The following is an 18,858-nucleotide window of genomic DNA, read 5'->3' as shown; positions in this document are numbered from 1 at the left end:
TAATGGCACTATTTCGGTTCTAGCTTCGGCGCTAGGCTAGTGCCGCCGGCGCATCGGGCGTGTCGGAGGCTTGGTTTTGCTCTTGCAGCTTGGCCAAGCCTTTTTTGCCGTACGCCAGGCGCGTGATGGCGACGTAGAGCACCGGCACCGCAAAAATGGCCAGCGTGGTAGCGGCCAGCATGCCCGCCGCCACCGTCCAGCCGATGGTTTGGCGCGAAGCAGCGCCAGCGCCGGAGGCGAAGGCCAGCGGCAACACGCCCAAAATAAAGGCCAGCGAGGTCATGATGATGGGGCGCAGGCGCAGGCGCACGGCTTCCAGCGTCGCATCGAGCAGGGGCCGGCCCTTATCGACGCGCTCCTTGGCGTATTCCACGATGAGGATGGCGTTTTTGGCCGCTAAGCCGATGAGCGTAATCATGCCGATTTGAGCGTAGACGTTGTTGGTCAGCTCAGGCAGCAGCGTGAGGGCGCCGATGGCCCCGAAGATGCCCAGCGGCACCGACAGCAGAATAGCAAACGGCACCGACCAGCTTTCATACAAGGCGCCAAGCACCATGTACACCATCACCAGCGCCAGAGCAAAAATCACCAGCGTGCTGTTGCCGGCAGCCAGTTCCTCACGGCTCAGACCGGAGAAGTCGAAGCCGTACTCGGCGGGCAAAGTTTCCTCGGCCACTTCTTGCAAGGCCGCAATGGCCTGGCCAGAGCTGTAGCCGGGCTTGGCGTCGCCGTTGAATTCGGCCGATCGGAAAAGGTTGTAGTGCGTGATGAGCGGGGCATTTTCCACCACTTTCGAGCTAATGAGGGCGTTCAAGGGCACATTCTGGCCCTGCTGGTTACGCACGTAGTAATTGCCCACGTTGGCGATGTCGGCGCGGAAGGCAGTGTCGGCTTGGGCTACCACGCGGAAGTTGCGGCCGTACTTGGTGAAATCGTTGATGTAGGACGAGCCCAGCAGCGTGGATACCGTGCCGAATACGCCCGTGAGTGGCACGCCCAGGCGCTTGGCCTGCTCACGGTCGACGGTGACTTTGTAACCGGGCGTTTGGGCGGTGAAGAAGGTGTAGGCCGCGGCTATTTCGGGGCGCTGATTGGCGGCGGCGGCAAACTTCTGTACCACCGCCTCAAAGCCCTTGATGTCGCCGGAGCTTTGGCGCTGCTCCATCTGGAAATTGAAGCCGCCCGTGTTGCCCAGGCCCGGAATGGCTGGCGGCGCCACCACGATGACCCGCGCCTCGGGAATACTCGCAAAGGCCTGCTGCATGCTGCCGATGACGGCGTCGAGCTTCAGCGAATCGGCTTCGCGCTCTTCCCAGGGCTTGAGCTGCACGAAGAACGTACCGCTGCTGGAGTTGAAAGAGAAGTTGATGGCGTTCAGCCCCCCGATGGCCGTGTAGTTCTGAATAGCCGGAAAACCGTGGTTCATGATTTCGCCCATGCGCTTCATCACGGCGCGGGTTCGCACGCTCGACGAACCCGGTGGCAGCTCCACCGACACGAAGGCCAGGCCCTGGTCTTCGCCCGGAATAAAGCCCGTGGGTTTGCCACGGAACAGGAAAAACGTGGCCGCGTACACGCCCACCAGCACCAGCAGCACCACCGGCGTCACCCCGATTATGCGGCGCACCCCGTTGGTGTAAGCCCCGGCGGTGCGGTCAAACCAATTGTTGAAGGCCGCGAAGATCCGGCCGATTCCCTTGGGCGCCACGGCCTGACCATCCTCGCTTTTGGCCGTCGGCTTGAGCAGCAACGTGCACAAGGCCGGCGTGAGCGACAAAGCCACGAAGGCCGAAATCACCACCGAAATGGCGATGGTAATGGCAAATTGCTGGTAGAGCCGCCCGGTGATGCCGGGAATGAAACCCACCGGCACGAACACCGCCGCCAGCACTAGCGCCACGGCAATAACCGGGGCCGTGATTTCCTTCATGGCTTTTTGCGTGGCCTGGCGCACCGTCACGGTTTCGCCGGCGTCCAGGGCCTGCTGCACGGCTTCTACCACCACGATGGCGTCGTCGACCACAATTCCAATCGCCAGCACAAAGCCGAACAGCGTAAGCGTGTTGACGGTGAAGCCTAGGGGAATGAAGAAAATAAACGTGCCCACAATGGCCACCGGAATGGCCAGCACCGGAATGAGCGTGGCCCGCCAGCTTTGCAGAAACACGAACACCACCACCGTCACCAGCAGCAGGGCAATAACGAGCGTCTCGACCACCTCGGCAATGCTGACGCGCACCACCGTTACGGTTTCGTAGGGCACCACAAAGTCCACGTCGGGCGGGAAGCTTTTCTTCAACTCTTCCAGCGTTTTGGTCACGCCGTCAGCCGTGGAGAGGGCGTTGGAGCCCGGCGTTTGGTTGACGAGCAGCAGGGTAGCCGGCTGGCCGTTGATGGTGGAGGAACGGGCGTAGTCGAACTGGCCGAGCTCCAGGCGGGCCACATCTTTGAGGTGCACCAGCGAGCCGTCGGTGGGGTTGGTGCGCACCACGATGTCGCCGAACTCTTCGGTCTCGCTCAGCCGGCCATTAATCAGCACGCTGTACTCAAATGCCTGGGAACGGTATTGGGGCGTGCTGCCCACCGAGCCGGCCGCCACCTGCACGTTTTGCTCGCGCAGGGCGTCGGTTACGTCCTGGGCCGTGAGGCCGAGCTGGGCCAGGCGGTCGGGTTGCAGCCACACGCGCATGCTGAAATCCTGGCCGATGCTGGTTACGTCGCCCACGCCGGGCACGCGCAGCAGGGCGTCGCGCAGGTTGATATTGGCGTAGTTATCGAGGAAGCGCAGGTCGTGGGTTTTCTTCGGCGAGAAAATGCCGACTACCATTAGAATAGTGGGGTTGCGCTTCTTGACTGTCAGGCCCAGGCGCTGCACTTCCTGCGGCAACGAGGGCAGGGCCACGCTCACCCGGTTTTGCACATCCAGGGTGGCAATATTGAGGTCGGTGCCGACTTCGAAGGTGACGTTGGTGGTCAGGCGGCCGTCGTTGGTGGCGTTGGACTGCAAGTAGGCCATGCCCGGCGTGCCATTGATTTGGGTTTCGATGGGCGTCACCACCGTTTGCTCCACCGTCAGGGCATCGGCCCCAGTGAAGGAGCCCGACACCTGCACCACGGGCGGCGAGATGTCGGGGTATTGGCTAATGGGCAGGTTGAGCAAGGCCAGCGTACCAATCAGCACGAGGGCCAGCGACACCATGATGGCCGTGACTGGGCGCTTAATGAAAACGTCAGAAATCATAGCGGGCGGGGGCTGAGTAGTGAATGAGACCTTAGAAAGGAGATAGGAGAAGTGAGACTAGGTCTTGCTTCCACTAGCTTATCCATCCTTCCAAGTGCGATTATTATTGATCAGGCGCTTGAAACCTTGCGCCAGTGCCCTTTCGATGAGACAACACCTGAAGAACCAAGCCCTACAGCTTGGCGGCTGGAATTGGCGGTGCGGCTGAAGCGGCCGTAGCCACCGTGGGCCGCACCTGGGCGCCGTCGCGCAGGTTTTGGCTGCCCTCCAGCACAATGCTTTCGCCAACCTTCAGGCCGGTGCGCACCACTACCCGCTCCTGCACGCGCGAGCCCAGGCGCACGCCGCGGCGGGCCACCTTGTTGCTGTCGCCGACGACGAAGACATAGAATTCGCCCATCTGCTCGGTCACGGCCTTGTAGGGAATGGTGAGTTGGGGACCAGTATCAGCATTGCGCACGCGCAGCGTGCCAGTGAGACCGGGCCGTAGCGAACCATCGGGGTTGGGAAATTGGATGCGGGCCCGCACGGTGCCGGTTTGAGGGTCGGCGGCGCGGTCCAGGGCCACCAAGCGGCCTACCGCCGGGTACGGTTGTCCGCCCGGCAAACTCAGGGTGAAGACCGAATCGGCGGCTGGGGGCGGCTGGCGTTGTAGCTGCACGAGGCGCGGCAGCAGGGCGGCACGTACGGCCACGTCCACGGCCAACGGGCTGTCGGCGCTCAGCACGTTGAGCAGCGTGGTGCCCTGCGTTACCAACGAGCCCCGCTTCACTTGCGCAATGCCGATGGTGCCCGCAAACGGGGCCCGCACCACCGCGCGCCGCTCGTCGGTACGAGCCGTAGTCAGGGCCGATTGGGCCGCCGTGACTTGCGCCTTCGCAGTAGCTAAATCCGTGCGGGCGTAATCGACGCGCTGGCGGGCCACGGCGTTCCGGGCCACCAGGCGCTCGTAGCGTTCGGCGTCCTGAGCTGCCTTGTCGTAGGCCGCTTGGGCTATCAGCACTTGGGATTCGGCTTGCTGGCGGGCGGCTTTGTAGCGGGTGGGGTCGATGGCGTAGAGGGGCTGGCCCCGGCGCACGCGCTGGCCGTCGGCCACCAGAAACTCAGTGACATAGCCGCTCACCTCGGCGCGCAGCTCCACTTCTTGCAAGGCCACCACCGTACCTTCGTACAGGTCGTGGGCCACCACGGGCTGGGTTTCGGCCCGCGCTACAGTCACGGCCGGCGCTGGGGGCTGACCAGCGGCACCGGGAGCATCTTTCTTGGCCGCTGAACCGCCGCAGCTAGCCAAAGCTAACGGCAGCAACAGAGCCCACGGTGACCGAAATTCAAGGAAAGGAAAAGTCAGAAACACGGCAGCGGCGAATTAAAGAGTGGGGGAAATACTACCCAAGGCCCGTTGCACGTCGAGCTTGGCGGCTAGCACCGTGTAGAGGGCGTTGTAATAGTTGAGCTGGGCCTGGCGCAAGTCATTTTCGGCTACGATGACCTCCAGATAAGCCTTGATGCCCTCGTCGTACTGCAGCTTGGTGATGGCGTAGGTTTCGCGCGCATCTACCACGTTGGCCTGCTGCAAGGTCCAGTCGTTGAGCGCGGCCTGATAGGTGCCGATAGCCTGCTGATACTCGGTGCTGATCTGGCCCCGCAGGTTTTGCAAGTCCAGCGTGATGCGGTCCTGCGTCAGCTCCGCAATTTTGCGGTTTTGGAAGCGCCGCATGCCGGTAAAAATCGGCAAGGACAGGTCCAGGCCGAGCTGCGAAGTCGGAAACGATTGGCGGTATAAGTCGCGGAAGTTCTGATTCTGGTACACGCCCACGTAGTTGGCGAAGCCGGTGAGTGTGGGCAGAAAACCCATGCGGTAGTAGTTGATGCTTAGGCGCTGCAGTTGCTGGCTGGTGCGCAGCTGCTGCACCTCAATGCGCCGCTCGTAAGCTAGTTGCTCGGTGGTGTCGAGGCGGGTTTCATCAACCAATTGGAGGCTGTCTGACGTCAGCCTAAGAGGACTTTCCGGCGGCACGCCCATGAGTTGTTTCAGCGCCGCGTACTTGCCGCGTAAGGACTCCGTGGCCGTCCGGCGCGATGAGTAGGCATTGCGCACCGACACCGAAGCGCGCCGAAAATCGGTGGCATCTACCAAGCCTTCTTCGAACTGTGCTTTGCTATCAGCCAGCTGCTTCTCCTGCCGGCGAATAGCCTCGTCCAGCACCTCAATTTGTTCGCCCGTGAGTAGGATGTCGTAGAAGGCCTTGCTCACGTTCACCACCGCGTCGATGCGGTAGCCGGTCGTGTTTTGGGTGTTTTGAAGCTTGGTGAAGCGGGCCGCGCGGGAGGCCAGCAGCAGGTCGTTGCTGAACAGCGTTTGGTTGGCCTGCACGCCAAGATTGGAGGTATTTTTTAGCCCGATGCGAATAACCTGGGCTGGCTGACTGGGGTCGGTGAAGTTGGGCAGCACGGCCACCGGCAGCTTGAGGTTGCGGCGGTAATTGCCAGTGCCCTCCAGTTGGGGCAACCAGCCCGACAGTTCCGCCTGAATGGCGCGACGGCCGATTTCCTCATCGAGCAAGGCCTGGCGCACGGCTGGCTGCTGGCGCAGGGCGTAGTTCACGCACTGGCTCAGGGTGAGGGGCTCGGTAGGAGGCGGTGGCAGAGCCACTAGGGCCGACTGCGCCTGAGTTGTAGCGGCCGTGGCCACGCTCAGCCCAAGAACCAGTGCGGTCAGCCGCCCTACGGTAAACAGAGTACGAGGCAGCATTAGGAGCAGTGATAAGATAGTGGGGAATGAATTCACCAATGCAGCAGCTACTAGCAGAGACTGCGCGCCGGGCCGAATACCACGCAAAAGCCGCGGCCGCAAAAGCTATCTATCACCGCAAACTGCATTTCGGAATCAGTGAGTAGTCAGCCCAGGCAACCCGACGCCTTGGAGCACGCGGCTTCACTAGCCTGCCCAATTCTGCCAACCTCGTTCCAACTTATTCCGATGCCCTCTCCCCACCCTTGATTGGGGCTCCTTCACCCCGGAATAGCCCATTCTAGCCTACATAGCGAAACTACGTAGCCGATGACAACCCGCTCCGGCCTCTGATATACCGTAGCGCTTGGCCAACAAATCCGATTTCTTGGAGCCAATTGTGTACGCGTTGAGCTTCACGATTCCCAGCCGTAGTGCTCCACCGCAACGCTGTCTGGCACCTTCTGCTGCCAAAAGGTGCCAGACAGCGTCCCTAGCTTGATTCCACGCCACAACCCTGCTGATCATTCCCTTTGCATCCCAGCTAGCAACACAACAGTTCGGCCTGCGCAGCTACATAGCCAGGGTTAGCTATACCATATTCCGGATGCCGTCTGAAATGCCGGATAGTAATGTTAATTGGCTATGGCCAATGAATCTTTAGTTGCTATTTAAATTATTGGCTTTTTGCGCGTTACATGTTTTCCAATACATCCGCCAGTATGGTATAAACCTTGATGCTGTACGGCTAACCCGGCTCGCTGCATACTGGCGGCCGTGGTTTTTATCCACTTCAACTCGGGCAGTTATGATCAAAGATTTCTCGCACATCACGCTCAACTGCCGCGACTTGGTGCGGAGCGTGACCTTTTTCGAAACGCTCGGGCTCGAAGTCACTCGCAACGTCGGGGAGCTGAACAACGATGGCGTCGCCCGGGCATTCCAGCTGCCAGCCGGGCACCTGAAAGTGGTGCATTTGGCGCCGCCGGGCCGCACCGGCAACATGAAGATTGACCTTTGTGAGTGGCTGGAACCCCAACCAACGGGCACTCCCTATCCCACGCTTAACACGTTGGGCTGGGCCCGCCTCTGCCTCGTGGTAGATGATATCGACCAAACGGCGCAGACGCTGAAAGACAAAGGCCTGCTCTTCCTCAACGACATTCAGGCTTTTGGGCAGGGTGTGCGCTCGGTCTGCTTACACGACCCCGACGGGACCGTCGTCCAGCTTATTGAAGGTTTGTAACCCTTTTTCACTCTATTCCCTCTTTTCATGGAAAACGCTCTTTCCTCTGTCAGCGCTACTACCACGGTGCCTTATCCCGTCGCCTTCAACCATGTGGGCCTGAACGTGCCCGACCTAGATCAAGCCCTGGCGTGGTACCAGCGCATCTTTGGGTTTACGGTCTTGCTCGGCCCCTACGAAGTGGAAGGCAACGTGGGCTTACCGGGTCAGATTTACGTCGACATTGCCGGGCCTACCATGCGTCGCACGCGCGTGGCGCAGGTAGCTATGGGCAACGGTGTGGGGCTGGAGCTATTCCAGTTTCTAGACCCGGAAACCACGGCGCCCGCGCCTATTGCCGACATGTTTTACAAGCCCGGGCCGTGGCACCTGTCCTTCACCCACCCCGACGTGGAAGGCCTGCTGGCCGTGATTCTGGCCAACGGCGGCCGCCCCATCAGCCAGGTTTGGCGGCCCATCGAGGGCAAGGACGAATTCAAGCTCGTCTACTGCTACGACCCCTTCGGCAACGTGCTGGAGCTGTTTTCGCACAGCTACGAGCAGATGCTGGCCAACCGCGGCTAGGCTCCGCACCTCCTTTTTTTCGTCATCCACCCAAACGCTTCTCCGCTCATGGCTTCTCCGGATATCACTTAAGCGCGCAGCCGCCGCGTCACGCTGGCTGATTACCAGCACCGCTACCACCACGCCAACCTTACGCGCTCCGAGCCACTTCCGTCTCGTACGATTCGCCCGATTGGCAAATGAGAAGGGTATAGCCAGCTTCAGCGGCCACTTCCTACATACCCATAATGACCTTGGGAAAAAATGACGACATCATTTTCCGGGACCATTACGCCCAATGTGTTGGTCTCGCTTTTGAGCAGACTCACTGACAGCATGTTGCGCTGATAATCGAGGCGCTTGAGTAGTATAATAGAACGTCTGCAGTACTTATTACGCTTGGCCCCCTGGCTGGCCTAGATCGGTAACTGCTACACGGCTATCACCCAACTCCAGGCATAGCTCATCGATCAGGTGCCGCCGCAATATCTTGCTGTTTAAGCATCGTCTGCGCCCGGCTGCACGAAACGGGATAAGTTTGCCTCGGCTCAGCGATGGCTTGGTGGTAAAACGACCGAATCGTTGCTGTATCCCCGGCCAGCAGTGGCGTGTGGGCATATATTTCGGCCAGAAAATGCCGCGTCTTGGCATTCATAACAGCATCAGCCATCAAGTCCTTCAGCAGGGTACCAGCTTTGGTTAACCGTTTATCCTGCAACCGAGGCACTTGGAAGCCCGCCGGCAAACTAAACCAATAAGCCCACATCTGCCCCTGTTGGTGTTGATTCTAGGTGTTCTTCACCAGTTGCAGAGATACTTCAACCGCTGCCACGGCCAAGGCTGTGTCGCGCATCGTTACCCGATGACTTTCCAACAGATACGGCTGCATAGCCTGCTCAAACCCGACCTGGTCTATCCGGTCCATTAGCTGCTCCTGGCGCTGTAGCGAGTTGGCTTTCGCATAGGTTTCGTACGCAAAGGAGGGAGGGAACAGCTGCGCTATTTTTTGGAGACAGTAGCCTTTTAGTAACTCCTGCTTCAGGTTTATAGTGTACCTACGCCCAAAATCGTGAAAATTATAGACGTAAATGAGCCCTTGCTTTAAGTCGCTGATAATTGAGTACTGCGTGGAAAGGCTTCCCTCCTGATGAACCCGACTCAGGAGGTTCTCAAAGAAGGGCACCGATAAGGTGGAGGTGTTGGAGAGCAACTCGTCGCGGCAAAGACCTCGCCTTTCATGGCAGCGGAAACGACGGTGCAGGCTCGTAGTGAAGCGTTGGGGCCAAGCCAGCAGAGCATAAGGAAGGCGAGGAGCGTTTTCAAAAGGCAATCTGTCGCCTTGTCAGCCGCCACCACCTAGCCACCAAAATGCACCCGCAGCACGTGCCGCGTTACCGGGCCGGCCTCTACCGTGTAGTGCACCGCAAAGCCGTAGTAGCGGCAAATCTGCTCCACGATGGACAGTCCCAGGCCCGGCGAGTCAGACGCGGCGTGGCGCTTGCGGAAACGCTCGAAATATTGTGTTGGCCTGCCATCCAACACCGCCGGGCCGCTGTTGGCCACTTCCAGCTGCTGCGCATCTAGCAGCACCCGCAACTCCCCACCAGGCAGGTTATGCTTCACGGCGTTTTGCAGCAGGTTGCCCACCAGCGAGTCAGCCAAAGCGGCGTGCATGGCCAGCGTCGGAGCCTCGGCCAATACTACCTGCACGCGCAACTGCTTGGCTTCAATGAAGTCCTGAAGCTGGCTTATCTTTTCCTCCACCACAGCCGTCAGTGCCACCGGCTCCGTGACCACAAACTGGCGGTTCTCGATACGGCTCAGCAGCCCCAGCGCCTGGTGCAGGCGCGAGAGCCGTAGCGTGGCTCCGTACAGGTCCTGCACCAGCGGCGCGGTATCGGGGTCGGCGGCGGCGGGCAGCTGCATGAGCTGCTCCAAGCGGGCGCGCAAGATGGCCAGCGGGGTCTGGGTTTCGTGGGCCGCGTTTTCAGTGAACTCCTTAAGTGTCTGGTAGTCGGCCGCTACCCGCCGGGTGAGGTGGGTAAGCGCCTGGTTCAGTTCCGTGAACTCATCAATATGCGTAGTGGGGAGGGCCAAGGCCTGCGGCTGGTGCACCTGGTAGCCGCGCAACGCCGCTAGCGTGTGCTCAAACGGGGTCCAAATGCGGCGGGCCAGCCAGCGGTTCACCAGCACGCTGCCCGCCAGCAGTCCGCCCAGGCCCACCAGCAGCACTGTCAGCACCACCGTCAGCACATCCTCTGTTTCCACCAGCGACTTACGCAGCGTCACCCAGCGCGGCTGCCTGCCCACGGTTAGCTGGAACGTCAGTTCTCGATGGGGCACTAACTCCTGTTCTATGGGGTCGAGCAGCAGTGTGTCGCTCAACCCCAGCCGCCGGGGGCGGGTCAAGATAGTTAGCTGCTCATCGAAGGGCATAGTAGGTAAGCGCTGGGTGCGTTGCGCCCAGGTCGTCAGGGCGAGCCGGCGGTTGCTGAGCTGCTCGTCTACCTCGAGGCGCAGTTCCCTCCACAGACCCAAAAACAGCCCGCCGCTGGCCAGTAGAAATAATCCCAGCGTGAGGCCTACATACGTGCGGGTGGTATGGGTGAGCAGTTTCATGCGGCCAGCAGCTTGTAGCCTAGCCCATAGATGGTCTGGATGTAGTCGCCGGCACCGTGCTCGTGCAGCTTGCGGCGTAGGTTCTTCAAGTGGGTGTAGATAAAGTCCAGCGAATCGGCCGCGTCGGCGGCTTCCCCCCACAGGTGTTCGGCAATGGCCTCCTTGGTTAGCACCCGACCAGGGTTGGCCAGCAGATATAACAGCAGGTCGTATTCCTTGCGCGTGAGCGTGAGCAACTGCCCGTGCACCCACACCGCGGCCTCGTCGGGCCGTACTACCAGCTCCCGAAACACCAGCTGCGACTGCCCCTGAAAGTGGCGTCGCCGCAGTAGGGCCTTTACGCGGGCGTTCAGTTCGGAGAGGTGAAACGGCTTGGCTAGGTAGTCGTCGGCCCCCAGCTCCAGCCCGCGCACCTTGTCGTCTACGGCATCGCGGGCCGAAATAATCAGCACCCCAGCCGCCGAGGCGTCAGCCTTCAGGGTGCGCACCAATTCCAGGCCGTGGCCGTCGGGCAGTGTCAGGTCCACCAGCACGCAATCATACTCGTAAAGCTTGATTTTCTCGTACGCCTGGGCGTAGTCGGCCGCTATTTCGCATAGGTAGCCGTCCTGGCGCAGGTATTCGGCCAGGGCCTGGCGTAGCGGCGCTTCGTCTTCGACAATGAGGAGTTTCATGGGCTAGGCAAGTATACTGGTTTATGGGGCGGCGGTCGTAGAAGGAGTCGAAGTTATCGAGGCCCGCCACCAAATAGCCATTGGCCAGCCGCCACTCGCACAGGTGGGAGCCAATGAAGCCGGCGCAGCCGGTAGCAAGCACAGCCCGTGCGGCCGGAGCCAGCGCGCTGAGCAGGTCCGCCCCCGCTGTCTGGTGTCCGGCGCTGTTTACAGCTGCGGCCGCCACGTGACGCTCAGGCCGGCGGTGCCGCCGGGCCACACCACCGGTACGGCGTGCCAGCCCGTGAGGTGGGGCTGCCGGCCCCAGCGATTGCGGTGGGTGAGATAGCCTAGGTGGGCCGACAAAATGCCGAAGCCCGCGCCGGCCACTACGTCGCTCTGCCAGTGCTTGTTGTTGATCATGCGCAAGGCTGCCACGCTGGTGGCAATGGTGTAAGCCCCCACGCCGTACCATTGACTTTTGTCCCGAAATTCGGTGTGCACGATGCTGGCCGCCAGAAACGCTTGGGCCGTGTGCCCCGATGGAAACGAGAGGTTGTCGGAGCCGTCGGGCCGGGTCTCGCGCGTGAGCGTTTTCACAGCAAACACCGAGGATAGCATGATCAATTCGCTCTTGAGTACCACCAGGCCCACGTTCAGCCGGTCGTGCTTGCTTTCTACGCCCGACAACGCCACCAGCCCCAACTCGGCGTAGGGTGCGAAAATGAGCACGTTGTCGAGCGAGGTACGGTAGGTGGGAAACAGCCGGTGAATGTCGCGGTTGGCCTGCTGGTTGGTGTAGACGCCCCCGCCATTGAAGGTGTAGGCGCCGTAGCCGATGAGCACAGCTGGCACCGCTACTGCCTTCACCAGCTTGCTTTGGTACCATGGCTGCGTGGTGGGCGCCGGCACGCCCGCCGGATTTTCAAACTTGTGGGTAGTGTCCGCTGGCATCATTGGAGTGGGGCTGGTTTGGGCCTGCGCCGGCAACCAAGTGCAGCTCCACAAGGCCACCACTGACCCCAGGCGAAGGAGCAAAGCTCGGCTGTGCATGAAAGGTAGAAGTTGGGTTTTCGTAATCAAACCGTAACAATAGCCCCTGATTCTGAAGCAAATCTGATCAGGCGCGGCCATGATGCACGGTTAAGAATTTTCAGTTAACTGCCAAGCTCACTACGCACCCTTCCATCGACGCCCAAAGGGACTGATAGAAGCGGCATCTACCGCTTCCGCGAATTGGAGCAAGCCTTATCCTATTGACCGGGCGCTTGCCACCGCCAGTTCACCGATAGGTTCACTACGCGCCCTTCCACTGGTGCCCACAGGGGCCGGAATACAGGGTTGTCCAGCGGCGCCAGCACCACGGCTTCGCGGCGGGTCTGGCGGTAGTCGAGTACGTTTTCGGCGTTGAGCACTACCGCCCAAGGGCCGGTGCGGTAGCGCACCAGCGCCGCCACCAGCGGGTAGCCCGGCGTGGTTTCACCGTCGTCTAGGTACTGGCGGCCGGTGTACGAAGCTTCCACACCCGCGCCCCAGTGCTGGGAAAATTCCTGCACGAGCACGGCCGCCAGCTTGTGGCGGGCGGCCAGTGGTAGGCGCGGGTGCAGCGGGTCGTAGCGGCGGCGAGCGTCGGTAAGCACGTAGCCCACATACAGCTCGGTTTCGGCGGCTTCCAGGCGCACATACGTTTCCAACCCTTGGCTCACCACAGGCCGGGCCTGCGCCCGCCAGCTGAGCAGGCCGGTAGCCGCATCGGTTTCCAATACCGACGGCTGGTTGAGCCGGGTGTAAAAAAAGCCCTGGTTGAGCGTCAGATGCACAGCCGGCCCGAAGGCGTGGGTCCAGTTCACGTCCCCGTTCAGCCCCACCGACCGCTCGGCCGGCTGGCCGGCCACTGGCAGTACTTGCGGGTAGTCCCGCTCGTCCAACTCGTTGACGTAGGGCACGGGCGCGCGGTAGCCGGCGCCGCCGTTTAGGCGCACAGTCAGCGCCCGGGTGGCCTTGTACAGTATAGCCAGGCGTGGCAGCAGAAAATTGCCGTAGCGATTGTGGTGGTCGAGGCGCAGCCCAGCCTGCACGGTGAGCGGCGGCAGCAACTGCCAGTCGTCCTGGGCAAATGCCCCCACCGTGGCGTAGGTGTACGCGCTGCGCAGGGGCGTCTCGCTGCCGGTATCGGGCCGCAGCTGCTCGCCGGTCAGGTTCAGGCCGCCAACCAGCGTGTGGCGCCGGCCCAGCCGCCGCAGATAGCTGGCTTCGCTGAAGTAGGACAGCTGCCGGGCGTCAAACGTTACCGTGTTGGCGCGCACACGCCGGTTAAAGCTGCTGGCCGTGCCTTTCACCGTCAGGCTGCCCCCACGCAAACTGTCCTGGGTGTAGAGGGCGTCCAGGGTATGGCGTTGGAGCAGGTTGGTTACGAAGTACTCGTGGCCGGGGCCGGCGTCGGGGCCTTGGCGCAGGTGCAGCAGGTCGCCGCCGCGGCGGCTTTCGGCCGTGCCAGTGTAGCCCACGGCTAGCTGGCTGCGGCGGCTAGGGTACCAGAACAGGCGCGGGTGCACGGTTAGATTCAGCAGGCGCGGCACGTCCACGAACCCGTCGCCGTCCACGTCAACGGCCTGCTGGCGCGTGAAGCCGCCGTACAGCGTGTAGCCCAGACGCTGGCTGCGGGCCGCCGCAAAGCCGTTGACGTTGCTTTCGCGCAGAGTGCTCTGGTTCACCGTCAGGCTGTATTGCGGCGTGCCCAGCGTCGGCGTTTTACTCACCAGGTTCACTAGCCCCGCAATGGCGCCGCCACCATACAAAGTGCTCGATGAGCCTTTAATCAACTCAATCTGCCGCAAATCCAGGGGCGGAATCTGCAGAATGCCAAACCCGCCCGCCGCCCCGCCCAGCAGGGGTAGTCCGTCACGCAAAATCTGCGAATAGCGGCCTTGCAGACCCTGAATGCGCAGGTCGGCGTTGCCAGTAGTGGGCGAGGTGGGCTGAATTTGGGTGCCGGCAATGTCGCCGAGCAGCGAGGCGATGTTGCCGGGCTTGATGCCGTTCTCTTCCCGCATCTCCTCCTCACCCAACACTTCCACCCGCGTAGGCAAATCTTCTAGGCGCGAGTTAGTGCGCGTGGCCGTCACCAGCACTTCGGCTATCTGCTCGGCAGCTGGGGCCAGTTGCACGGCAAGCGGTACCCCCGCCGCTGGCAGCCGGACACGCTGCGGCCGGTAGCCTAGGGCCGTCACTGTCAGCACCGTGCCCACGGGCGGGGGCGGACTTAACACGGCCGCGCCAGTGACGTCGGTCTGAGCCCCGGTGCTGGTGCCAGGCACCCCCACGCTGGCGCCCACTAGCGGCTCCTGGGTAAGACTGTCGCGCACCACCACGCGCGTGGCGGGAGTCTGGGCCTGTCCTAACGTGCTCCCACTCCAAGCAACCAACAGAACCGTTAAACAGCAGCGCAAACGCGTAGTAAGAAAAAGCAGGGAGAAAGTGCGGTAGGGCATCAGTGAACGGATAGTTTCCGCAAGCTTACCGGTCAATTCTGAAGCAATTCAGGAGCTGGGCATAGGACTTCCCTGAAACGACAGGAGCAGAGGTGGAGCTGTCCTTGGGCAGGAGGTCATCTACCCCAACCGGACCAGCTCGCAGTCGAAAGCCAGCTTGTTCAGGCCGCCATCAGTGGTTTCGGACATGAAGCGCACGTGCGCTGAAGCAGGCCCGCGTGCTATAAGCTGAGGCGAAGCAGGCATGGAAGATGGCCTACTTATACCCGTTGCTTTTCATCCGCATTACTGCCCAGAATGCCTTACAGAATCATGAATGGGTGGCTCAGCGGTGGTCACTGAACGGTATTGTTTAGATCTTAAGTCGGCAAATGAAATATAGATAGTGGTATAAACTGTTGATTGATAATTTATCCTCTGGGCGGCGGTAAGAAAGGCTATATCCGTGCGGGTGCCCTTTCGAATTCGACCTCTTCAGCTTCCGCGTTGGATGCGTCGAGTAACACGTGGGTCCAGCCTTCGTGCTCGTCAAAATCGGGCGCTTGGCGACGACGGCGCATGGCTTCGAGCACCTTCTGGCTGAAGCTCCAGCAAGTGCCCTGGCGCAGGTCCAGCACCCGCGAGAGTTCCTGCGACGAGTAGTTGCCCTTGTGCGTGTAGATCAGGAATACCGCGTAAAAGGCCTTGATAATCGGAAACTTGCACTTCTGGAGCAGGGTGGAAGCCGTGGCCGATTCCACGTAGCGGCACTTCGTGCAGCGGCGCGAGTACGGCTCGCGTCCGTCGCAGCACTTCTCGTGGCCGCACTTGCGGCAGCGGTAGCCGTCGGCCCACTTCAGGTTGGCGAGGTATTGCAGGCAGGCGTCCTTGTCGGGATAGATCTGACTGAACTCGCCGAAGTCGACTTCTTTGGAAAGCACGCGGGCCGTTTTGACTTCCTGCAAGTCCCGCTGCAGCTCGGCGTTCAGCTTTTCGATGGCGGCGGATTGCAAGGCGAGCAAGCCGTTGGCTTGAAGCAGCTCCCGGTTTTGGGCCGCGATGGTGTCGCTCTGCTGACGCAGTTCCTCGGTGCGCTGGGCTACCAGTTCTTCCAGTTCGGAGTTGAGCTGATCCTTGAGTTCTTGGTTTTGGCGCAACTGCTCCACCAGCATGTCCTGGGCTTCATGTTTCTTGCGCAACTGCTTCACCAGCTTGGTTTGTGCTCGAAGGGTGGCGTCTTTGATGCCCTTGATCTTCTCGCCCAGGGCGTAGGAAAGCACCGCTACCTCAATCACAAACGCCACGTTCATGCTGTACACCGTGGCCGTATTGGTGAAGGTGTGAATGCCCAGCTTGCGCAGGATCAGGAAGCACACGCTCAACGCCACCAGCACGTGGGCCACCAGGAAGAAGCGCGCCGGTCGGAAGCCGCGCTGCCACACCCGCAGCGCAGCGTAGTAGATCATGCCATAAGGCAGCAGGTAAAACCAAAAGCCCCAGCCGGAATGCAGCCACAGCGTATCGAGCAGCAAAATGCCCACGCTGATCAGCACCACGCGCCGCACCCACTGGTCGTACTGTGGCAAGCGCTGCGGGGCATCCAGAAACTGGCGGGCGTAGTAGCTGAAGGTGAGCAGCAGCAGAATGGGCGAACCGGCAATGATGAGTTGGTTCAGGGCCGGAAAATCAGACCATATATATTGGAAGCCTAGGCCGTCTTCGGACAAGAACACTAGGCTGCAACTGAGTACGTAAAGCACATAGCGCAGGTAGGTTTGCTCGCCGATGAAGAGGTACAGGCACAGATTGTAGACCACCATGATCAGCAGCACACCGTAGAACGCACCCAGCAGGCCATATTCGGTCTGGAAATGCACGGCCAGCGGCTGCTCGGTGCGCAGGCGGCTCAGGAAGCTGGTTTTGGAATTGGAACTGAGCCGGAGGTAATAGATGTGCGCGCGGTCGGGCTCCAGGGGCAGCCGAAACAGAAAGTTCTTATAGGGAAACTTGCGCGAGGTCAGCCGCTGGTCGGCGCCGGTGTGAATGGCGCCGCGCTCGGAACTGGTGGCGGGGTAGAAAACGATGTCGTTGGTGTGCGAATCGAACAGCTCCAGGTACCAGTGCTGCGCCAAGGGGCCGCGCACCCGCACCACGAACCGTAGCCAGTAAGCGGCACCGGGCCGCTCCATGCTGCTGGGTCGTCGGTCGCCGCGCACGAAGCGGGCGGCGTGCTCGGGCTGCTGCACGTCGGCCAGGGTGAGCTGACCCGACGAGTCCTCCAGCACGCTGTATAGGTGCGGCTCGACAAACAGCTCCTCCAAGGCCGGGCTGACTTGCAGCGTATCGGTGGGGCGAGCGTAAGTTGGTGGGGTAGGTAGAAAAAGCAGCAACAGGCCGCAAAGCGTCAGGAAAGAACACCAAGCAGCCCGACGCGGTGGGTGGGGAGGGTTTACGAGCTTCATGGAGGCTTTAATGTACGAAAAGCGGCTTAACTAACCACCCGCGCCGCTGCTGGCCCCGGCCGGCACGAAGCGCAGCCAAGCCAGCTGGCTCACGGGGCTTTCCACGAACAGACGCAACGTATGCTGCCCAGCGGGCAGGGGAGGAGTGGTAAGCGAAACGGTAGTCCAGCCATTGCCGGGCGCTACGCTGACCGTGCCCAAATCCAACTGCCCCAGGCGCAGCGCCAAGCGGCCGGCAGCAGCGCTAGGCCGCAGGCGTAGCTCGGCCTTATAAGAACCAGCGGTGGTGACGTTCAGCGTATAAGTGAGCCACTCACCGACGGCCAATTCACTCACGGCAAACCTGGTGGTAGTTTCGGCGCTTGGGCTGATGTCCACGCCGTCGTTGCGGTAGGCACTGCCTTGGTTGGTCGGGGTCAGGTCGCGGTAATCGGTGCGGGTAGAGTAGCTATCGTGGTAGGCTACGCCGTCGCGGCCCAGGTCATAATCGGTGGCCATGATGGTACCCGGCACGGCCAGCGGCGCGAAAGGCGCGCGCATGTCAGCTGGGCGGGTGAGGGCGGTGAGTACGTCGCGGTTGACTTGGCAATTGGCGAACTGTACGTTGCGCAGCAGCGTCGCCCGACCTTCGGGGGTGAGAATGCTGCCGTAGGGCGCCACCCGCAGCAGGCCCGCGGCGGAGTCTACGCGCTTGATGTTCCAGTGGCACCAGCCGATGCCCAGGCCATTGAGGCCCTGCACGGCGGTGGCAAACCAGTCGTTGGAGTTTTCGCCCGTTTCGCCCACCCACACCGGCACCTGCCACCGCTCCCGGAAAGCCGCCAGGTTGCGCAATAGGTTAATCTGGTTGGGATTTGGATCGGCGGCTTCCGGCGTATTAGAGCACCAGTAGCGGTGAGCGTTGTAAACCAGGTTCGTTTTGTCGCGAACTGCTAGCTTATCCGGCGTGAGGTTGGTGTACTCGTTGCCGTAGCCATTGCCTTCCAGCATCAGCAAGTGCTTGTCGCCCTGGGCGCGCACGACGTCGATCAAGCGGCTGTACAGCACATTCAATTCTTGATTGTTAGCTGATAAACCATTGGCTGGATTGAGGTTATGTGGCTCATTGATGAAGTCGTACATAGCAATGGCCGGCTCGGTGCGGTAGCGAGCTGCCAGCCGTTCCCACAAGCGCACGGTGAGGTCTTGGTAGATCAGACGGCCCTTAGCGTCGCGGCGCTTCCATAAGTCCAGCGGGCGGAAGTTGTCGTTGATGTTGCGGTCGGTGCCCTGGCCGCCAGGGGCGGCGTGCAGATCCAGCACGACGTACATGTTGTTGGCCGCGCACCACTGCACCACTTGGTCGATGAAGCGGAAGCCGTCGAGCTTTTTGGGGTCGTTGAATAGCGTGTTCTGGTCGTACCAGGTGCTGAGCTGCTGCACGTAGGCGTCGAGCTGCTGCGGGTTGTTTGGCGCGCGGGTAACCGCCGTGCGGGCGCGGCGCTGCTCGGCGGTCAGAAACAAATCATAGTGGAATGGCAGGCGGACACAGTTGAAGCCTTGTCGGGCTAGAAAATCGATATCGGCCTTGGTAATGAACTGGCGGCGGTATTGGCGGTAAAATTCCTCCACCTCCGCCTCGGGCATGGTGCGCAGCAAGCCTTGCTGAATGCGCCACTGGCTGTTGAGCGTGTCGGTGCCAAGAATGTAGCTTTCCTGAAGCAGCCAGCCGCCCACGTTGTAGCCCCGCAGCACCACCTCGCGCCCAGCCGCGTCGCGGATGCGCGGGCCATCGGCTCGTAACATGCTCAGGCGCTGGGCTACTGCCAAGTGGGGCCACGCACCCGCAAAAGTCAGCAGCAGGCATAGGCTACTGAGGCAAACACGCAGCTGACAACGCCGTAAAATCGGCCG

General features: G+C 61.2%; 13 protein-coding genes. 2 read left to right on the top strand and 11 right to left on the bottom strand.

Translation table 11 applies throughout. The features are described from left to right. Positions 1-31 precede the first annotated feature (31 nt). From ACYSMN_RS10820 to ACYSMN_RS10810, 3 genes are all read right to left on the bottom strand, one after another. The gene (locus ACYSMN_RS10820) at positions 32-3,241 is read right to left on the bottom strand and encodes an efflux RND transporter permease subunit (protein ID WP_488923892.1); all 3,210 of its coding nucleotides are present in this window, start codon (positions 3,239-3,241) and stop codon (positions 32-34) included. A gap of 172 nt (positions 3,242-3,413) precedes the next feature. After that, positions 3,414-4,532, bottom strand: a complete 1,119-nt coding sequence (locus tag ACYSMN_RS10815; RefSeq protein ID WP_488923891.1) for an efflux RND transporter periplasmic adaptor subunit — start codon at positions 4,530-4,532, stop codon at positions 3,414-3,416. Between the two features lie 75 nt (positions 4,533-4,607). After that, a complete protein-coding gene (locus tag ACYSMN_RS10810) occupies positions 4,608-5,993 on the bottom strand; it encodes a TolC family protein (RefSeq protein ID WP_488923890.1) in 1,386 nt (461 codons plus the stop codon). Between the two features lie 787 nt (positions 5,994-6,780). Between ACYSMN_RS10810 and ACYSMN_RS10805 the strand changes: the two genes are divergently transcribed. Continuing rightward, the gene (locus tag ACYSMN_RS10805; RefSeq protein WP_488923889.1) at positions 6,781-7,218 is read left to right on the top strand and encodes a VOC family protein; all 438 of its coding nucleotides are present in this window, start codon (positions 6,781-6,783) and stop codon (positions 7,216-7,218) included. 27 nt (positions 7,219-7,245) lie between these two features. After that, positions 7,246-7,782 (top strand): VOC family protein, encoded by a 537-nt coding sequence (locus tag ACYSMN_RS10800; protein WP_488923888.1) that lies wholly within the window; start codon positions 7,246-7,248, stop codon positions 7,780-7,782. Positions 7,783-8,548: 766 nt separating this feature from the next. On the opposite strand, the gene ACYSMN_RS10795 is transcribed toward ACYSMN_RS10800, so the two are convergent. The 8 genes from ACYSMN_RS10795 to ACYSMN_RS10760 form a co-directional block, all read right to left on the bottom strand. Then, complete coding sequence (locus ACYSMN_RS10795; RefSeq protein ID WP_488923887.1) at positions 8,549-9,091, bottom strand: hypothetical protein; 543 nt, start codon at positions 9,089-9,091, stop codon at positions 8,549-8,551. Between the two features lie 26 nt (positions 9,092-9,117). Further along, a complete protein-coding gene (locus ACYSMN_RS10790; RefSeq protein ID WP_488923886.1) occupies positions 9,118-10,380 on the bottom strand; it encodes a sensor histidine kinase in 1,263 nt (420 codons plus the stop codon). Continuing rightward, entirely contained in the window at positions 10,377-11,054 is a 678-nt protein-coding gene (locus ACYSMN_RS10785) for a response regulator transcription factor (protein ID WP_488923885.1), read from the bottom strand. Before ACYSMN_RS10785 ends, ACYSMN_RS10790 begins: the two co-directional genes overlap by 4 nt. A gap of 207 nt (positions 11,055-11,261) precedes the next feature. Further along, positions 11,262-12,086, bottom strand: a complete 825-nt coding sequence (locus ACYSMN_RS10780; protein ID WP_488923884.1) for a phosphatase PAP2 family protein — start codon at positions 12,084-12,086, stop codon at positions 11,262-11,264. Positions 12,087-12,286: 200 nt separating this feature from the next. Continuing rightward, positions 12,287-14,524, bottom strand: coding sequence for a TonB-dependent receptor (locus ACYSMN_RS10775; RefSeq protein WP_488923883.1), 2,238 nt, complete (start codon positions 14,522-14,524; stop codon positions 12,287-12,289). Positions 14,525-14,644: 120 nt separating this feature from the next. Next, the gene (locus tag ACYSMN_RS10770; protein WP_488923882.1) at positions 14,645-14,770 is read right to left on the bottom strand and encodes a hypothetical protein; all 126 of its coding nucleotides are present in this window, start codon (positions 14,768-14,770) and stop codon (positions 14,645-14,647) included. Positions 14,771-14,961: 191 nt separating this feature from the next. Next, positions 14,962-16,965 carry a 7TM diverse intracellular signaling domain-containing protein gene (locus ACYSMN_RS10765; protein ID WP_488923881.1) on the bottom strand — a complete coding sequence of 668 codons (2,004 nt, stop codon included), beginning with the start codon at positions 16,963-16,965 and terminating at the stop codon, positions 14,962-14,964. A gap of 30 nt (positions 16,966-16,995) precedes the next feature. Next, complete coding sequence (locus tag ACYSMN_RS10760) at positions 16,996-18,750, bottom strand: cellulase family glycosylhydrolase (protein ID WP_488923880.1); 1,755 nt, start codon at positions 18,748-18,750, stop codon at positions 16,996-16,998. Between the last annotated feature and the right edge of the window lie 108 nt (positions 18,751-18,858).

The sequence above is a fragment of the Hymenobacter sp. M1-2 genome (assembly GCF_057808495.1).
The sequence above is the reverse complement of the archived record's forward strand: the minus strand, read 5'-3'. Positions and strand labels throughout refer to the sequence as shown.

Bases quoted from the DNA above. Each gene is read 5' to 3' on its own strand.
- ACYSMN_RS10820 (WP_488923892.1), bottom strand. From the start codon at position 3,241: ATGATTTCTGACGTTTTCATTAAGCGCCCAGTCACGGCCATCATGGTG.
- ACYSMN_RS10810 (WP_488923890.1), bottom strand. From the start codon at position 5,993: ATGCTGCCTCGTACTCTGTTTACCGTAGGGCGGCTGACCGCACTGGTT.
- ACYSMN_RS10805 (WP_488923889.1), top strand. From the start codon at position 6,781: ATGATCAAAGATTTCTCGCACATCACGCTCAACTGCCGCGACTTGGTG.
- ACYSMN_RS10800 (WP_488923888.1), top strand. From the start codon at position 7,246: ATGGAAAACGCTCTTTCCTCTGTCAGCGCTACTACCACGGTGCCTTAT.
- ACYSMN_RS10790 (WP_488923886.1), bottom strand. From the start codon at position 10,380: ATGAAACTGCTCACCCATACCACCCGCACGTATGTAGGCCTCACGCTG.
- ACYSMN_RS10785 (WP_488923885.1), bottom strand. From the start codon at position 11,054: ATGAAACTCCTCATTGTCGAAGACGAAGCGCCGCTACGCCAGGCCCTG.
- ACYSMN_RS10780 (WP_488923884.1), bottom strand. From the start codon at position 12,086: ATGCACAGCCGAGCTTTGCTCCTTCGCCTGGGGTCAGTGGTGGCCTTG.
- ACYSMN_RS10775 (WP_488923883.1), bottom strand. From the start codon at position 14,524: ATGCCCTACCGCACTTTCTCCCTGCTTTTTCTTACTACGCGTTTGCGC.
- ACYSMN_RS10770 (WP_488923882.1), bottom strand. From the start codon at position 14,770: ATGCCTGCTTCGCCTCAGCTTATAGCACGCGGGCCTGCTTCAGCGCAC.
- ACYSMN_RS10765 (WP_488923881.1), bottom strand. From the start codon at position 16,965: ATGAAGCTCGTAAACCCTCCCCACCCACCGCGTCGGGCTGCTTGGTGT.
- ACYSMN_RS10760 (WP_488923880.1), bottom strand. From the start codon at position 18,750: ATGTTACGAGCCGATGGCCCGCGCATCCGCGACGCGGCTGGGCGCGAG.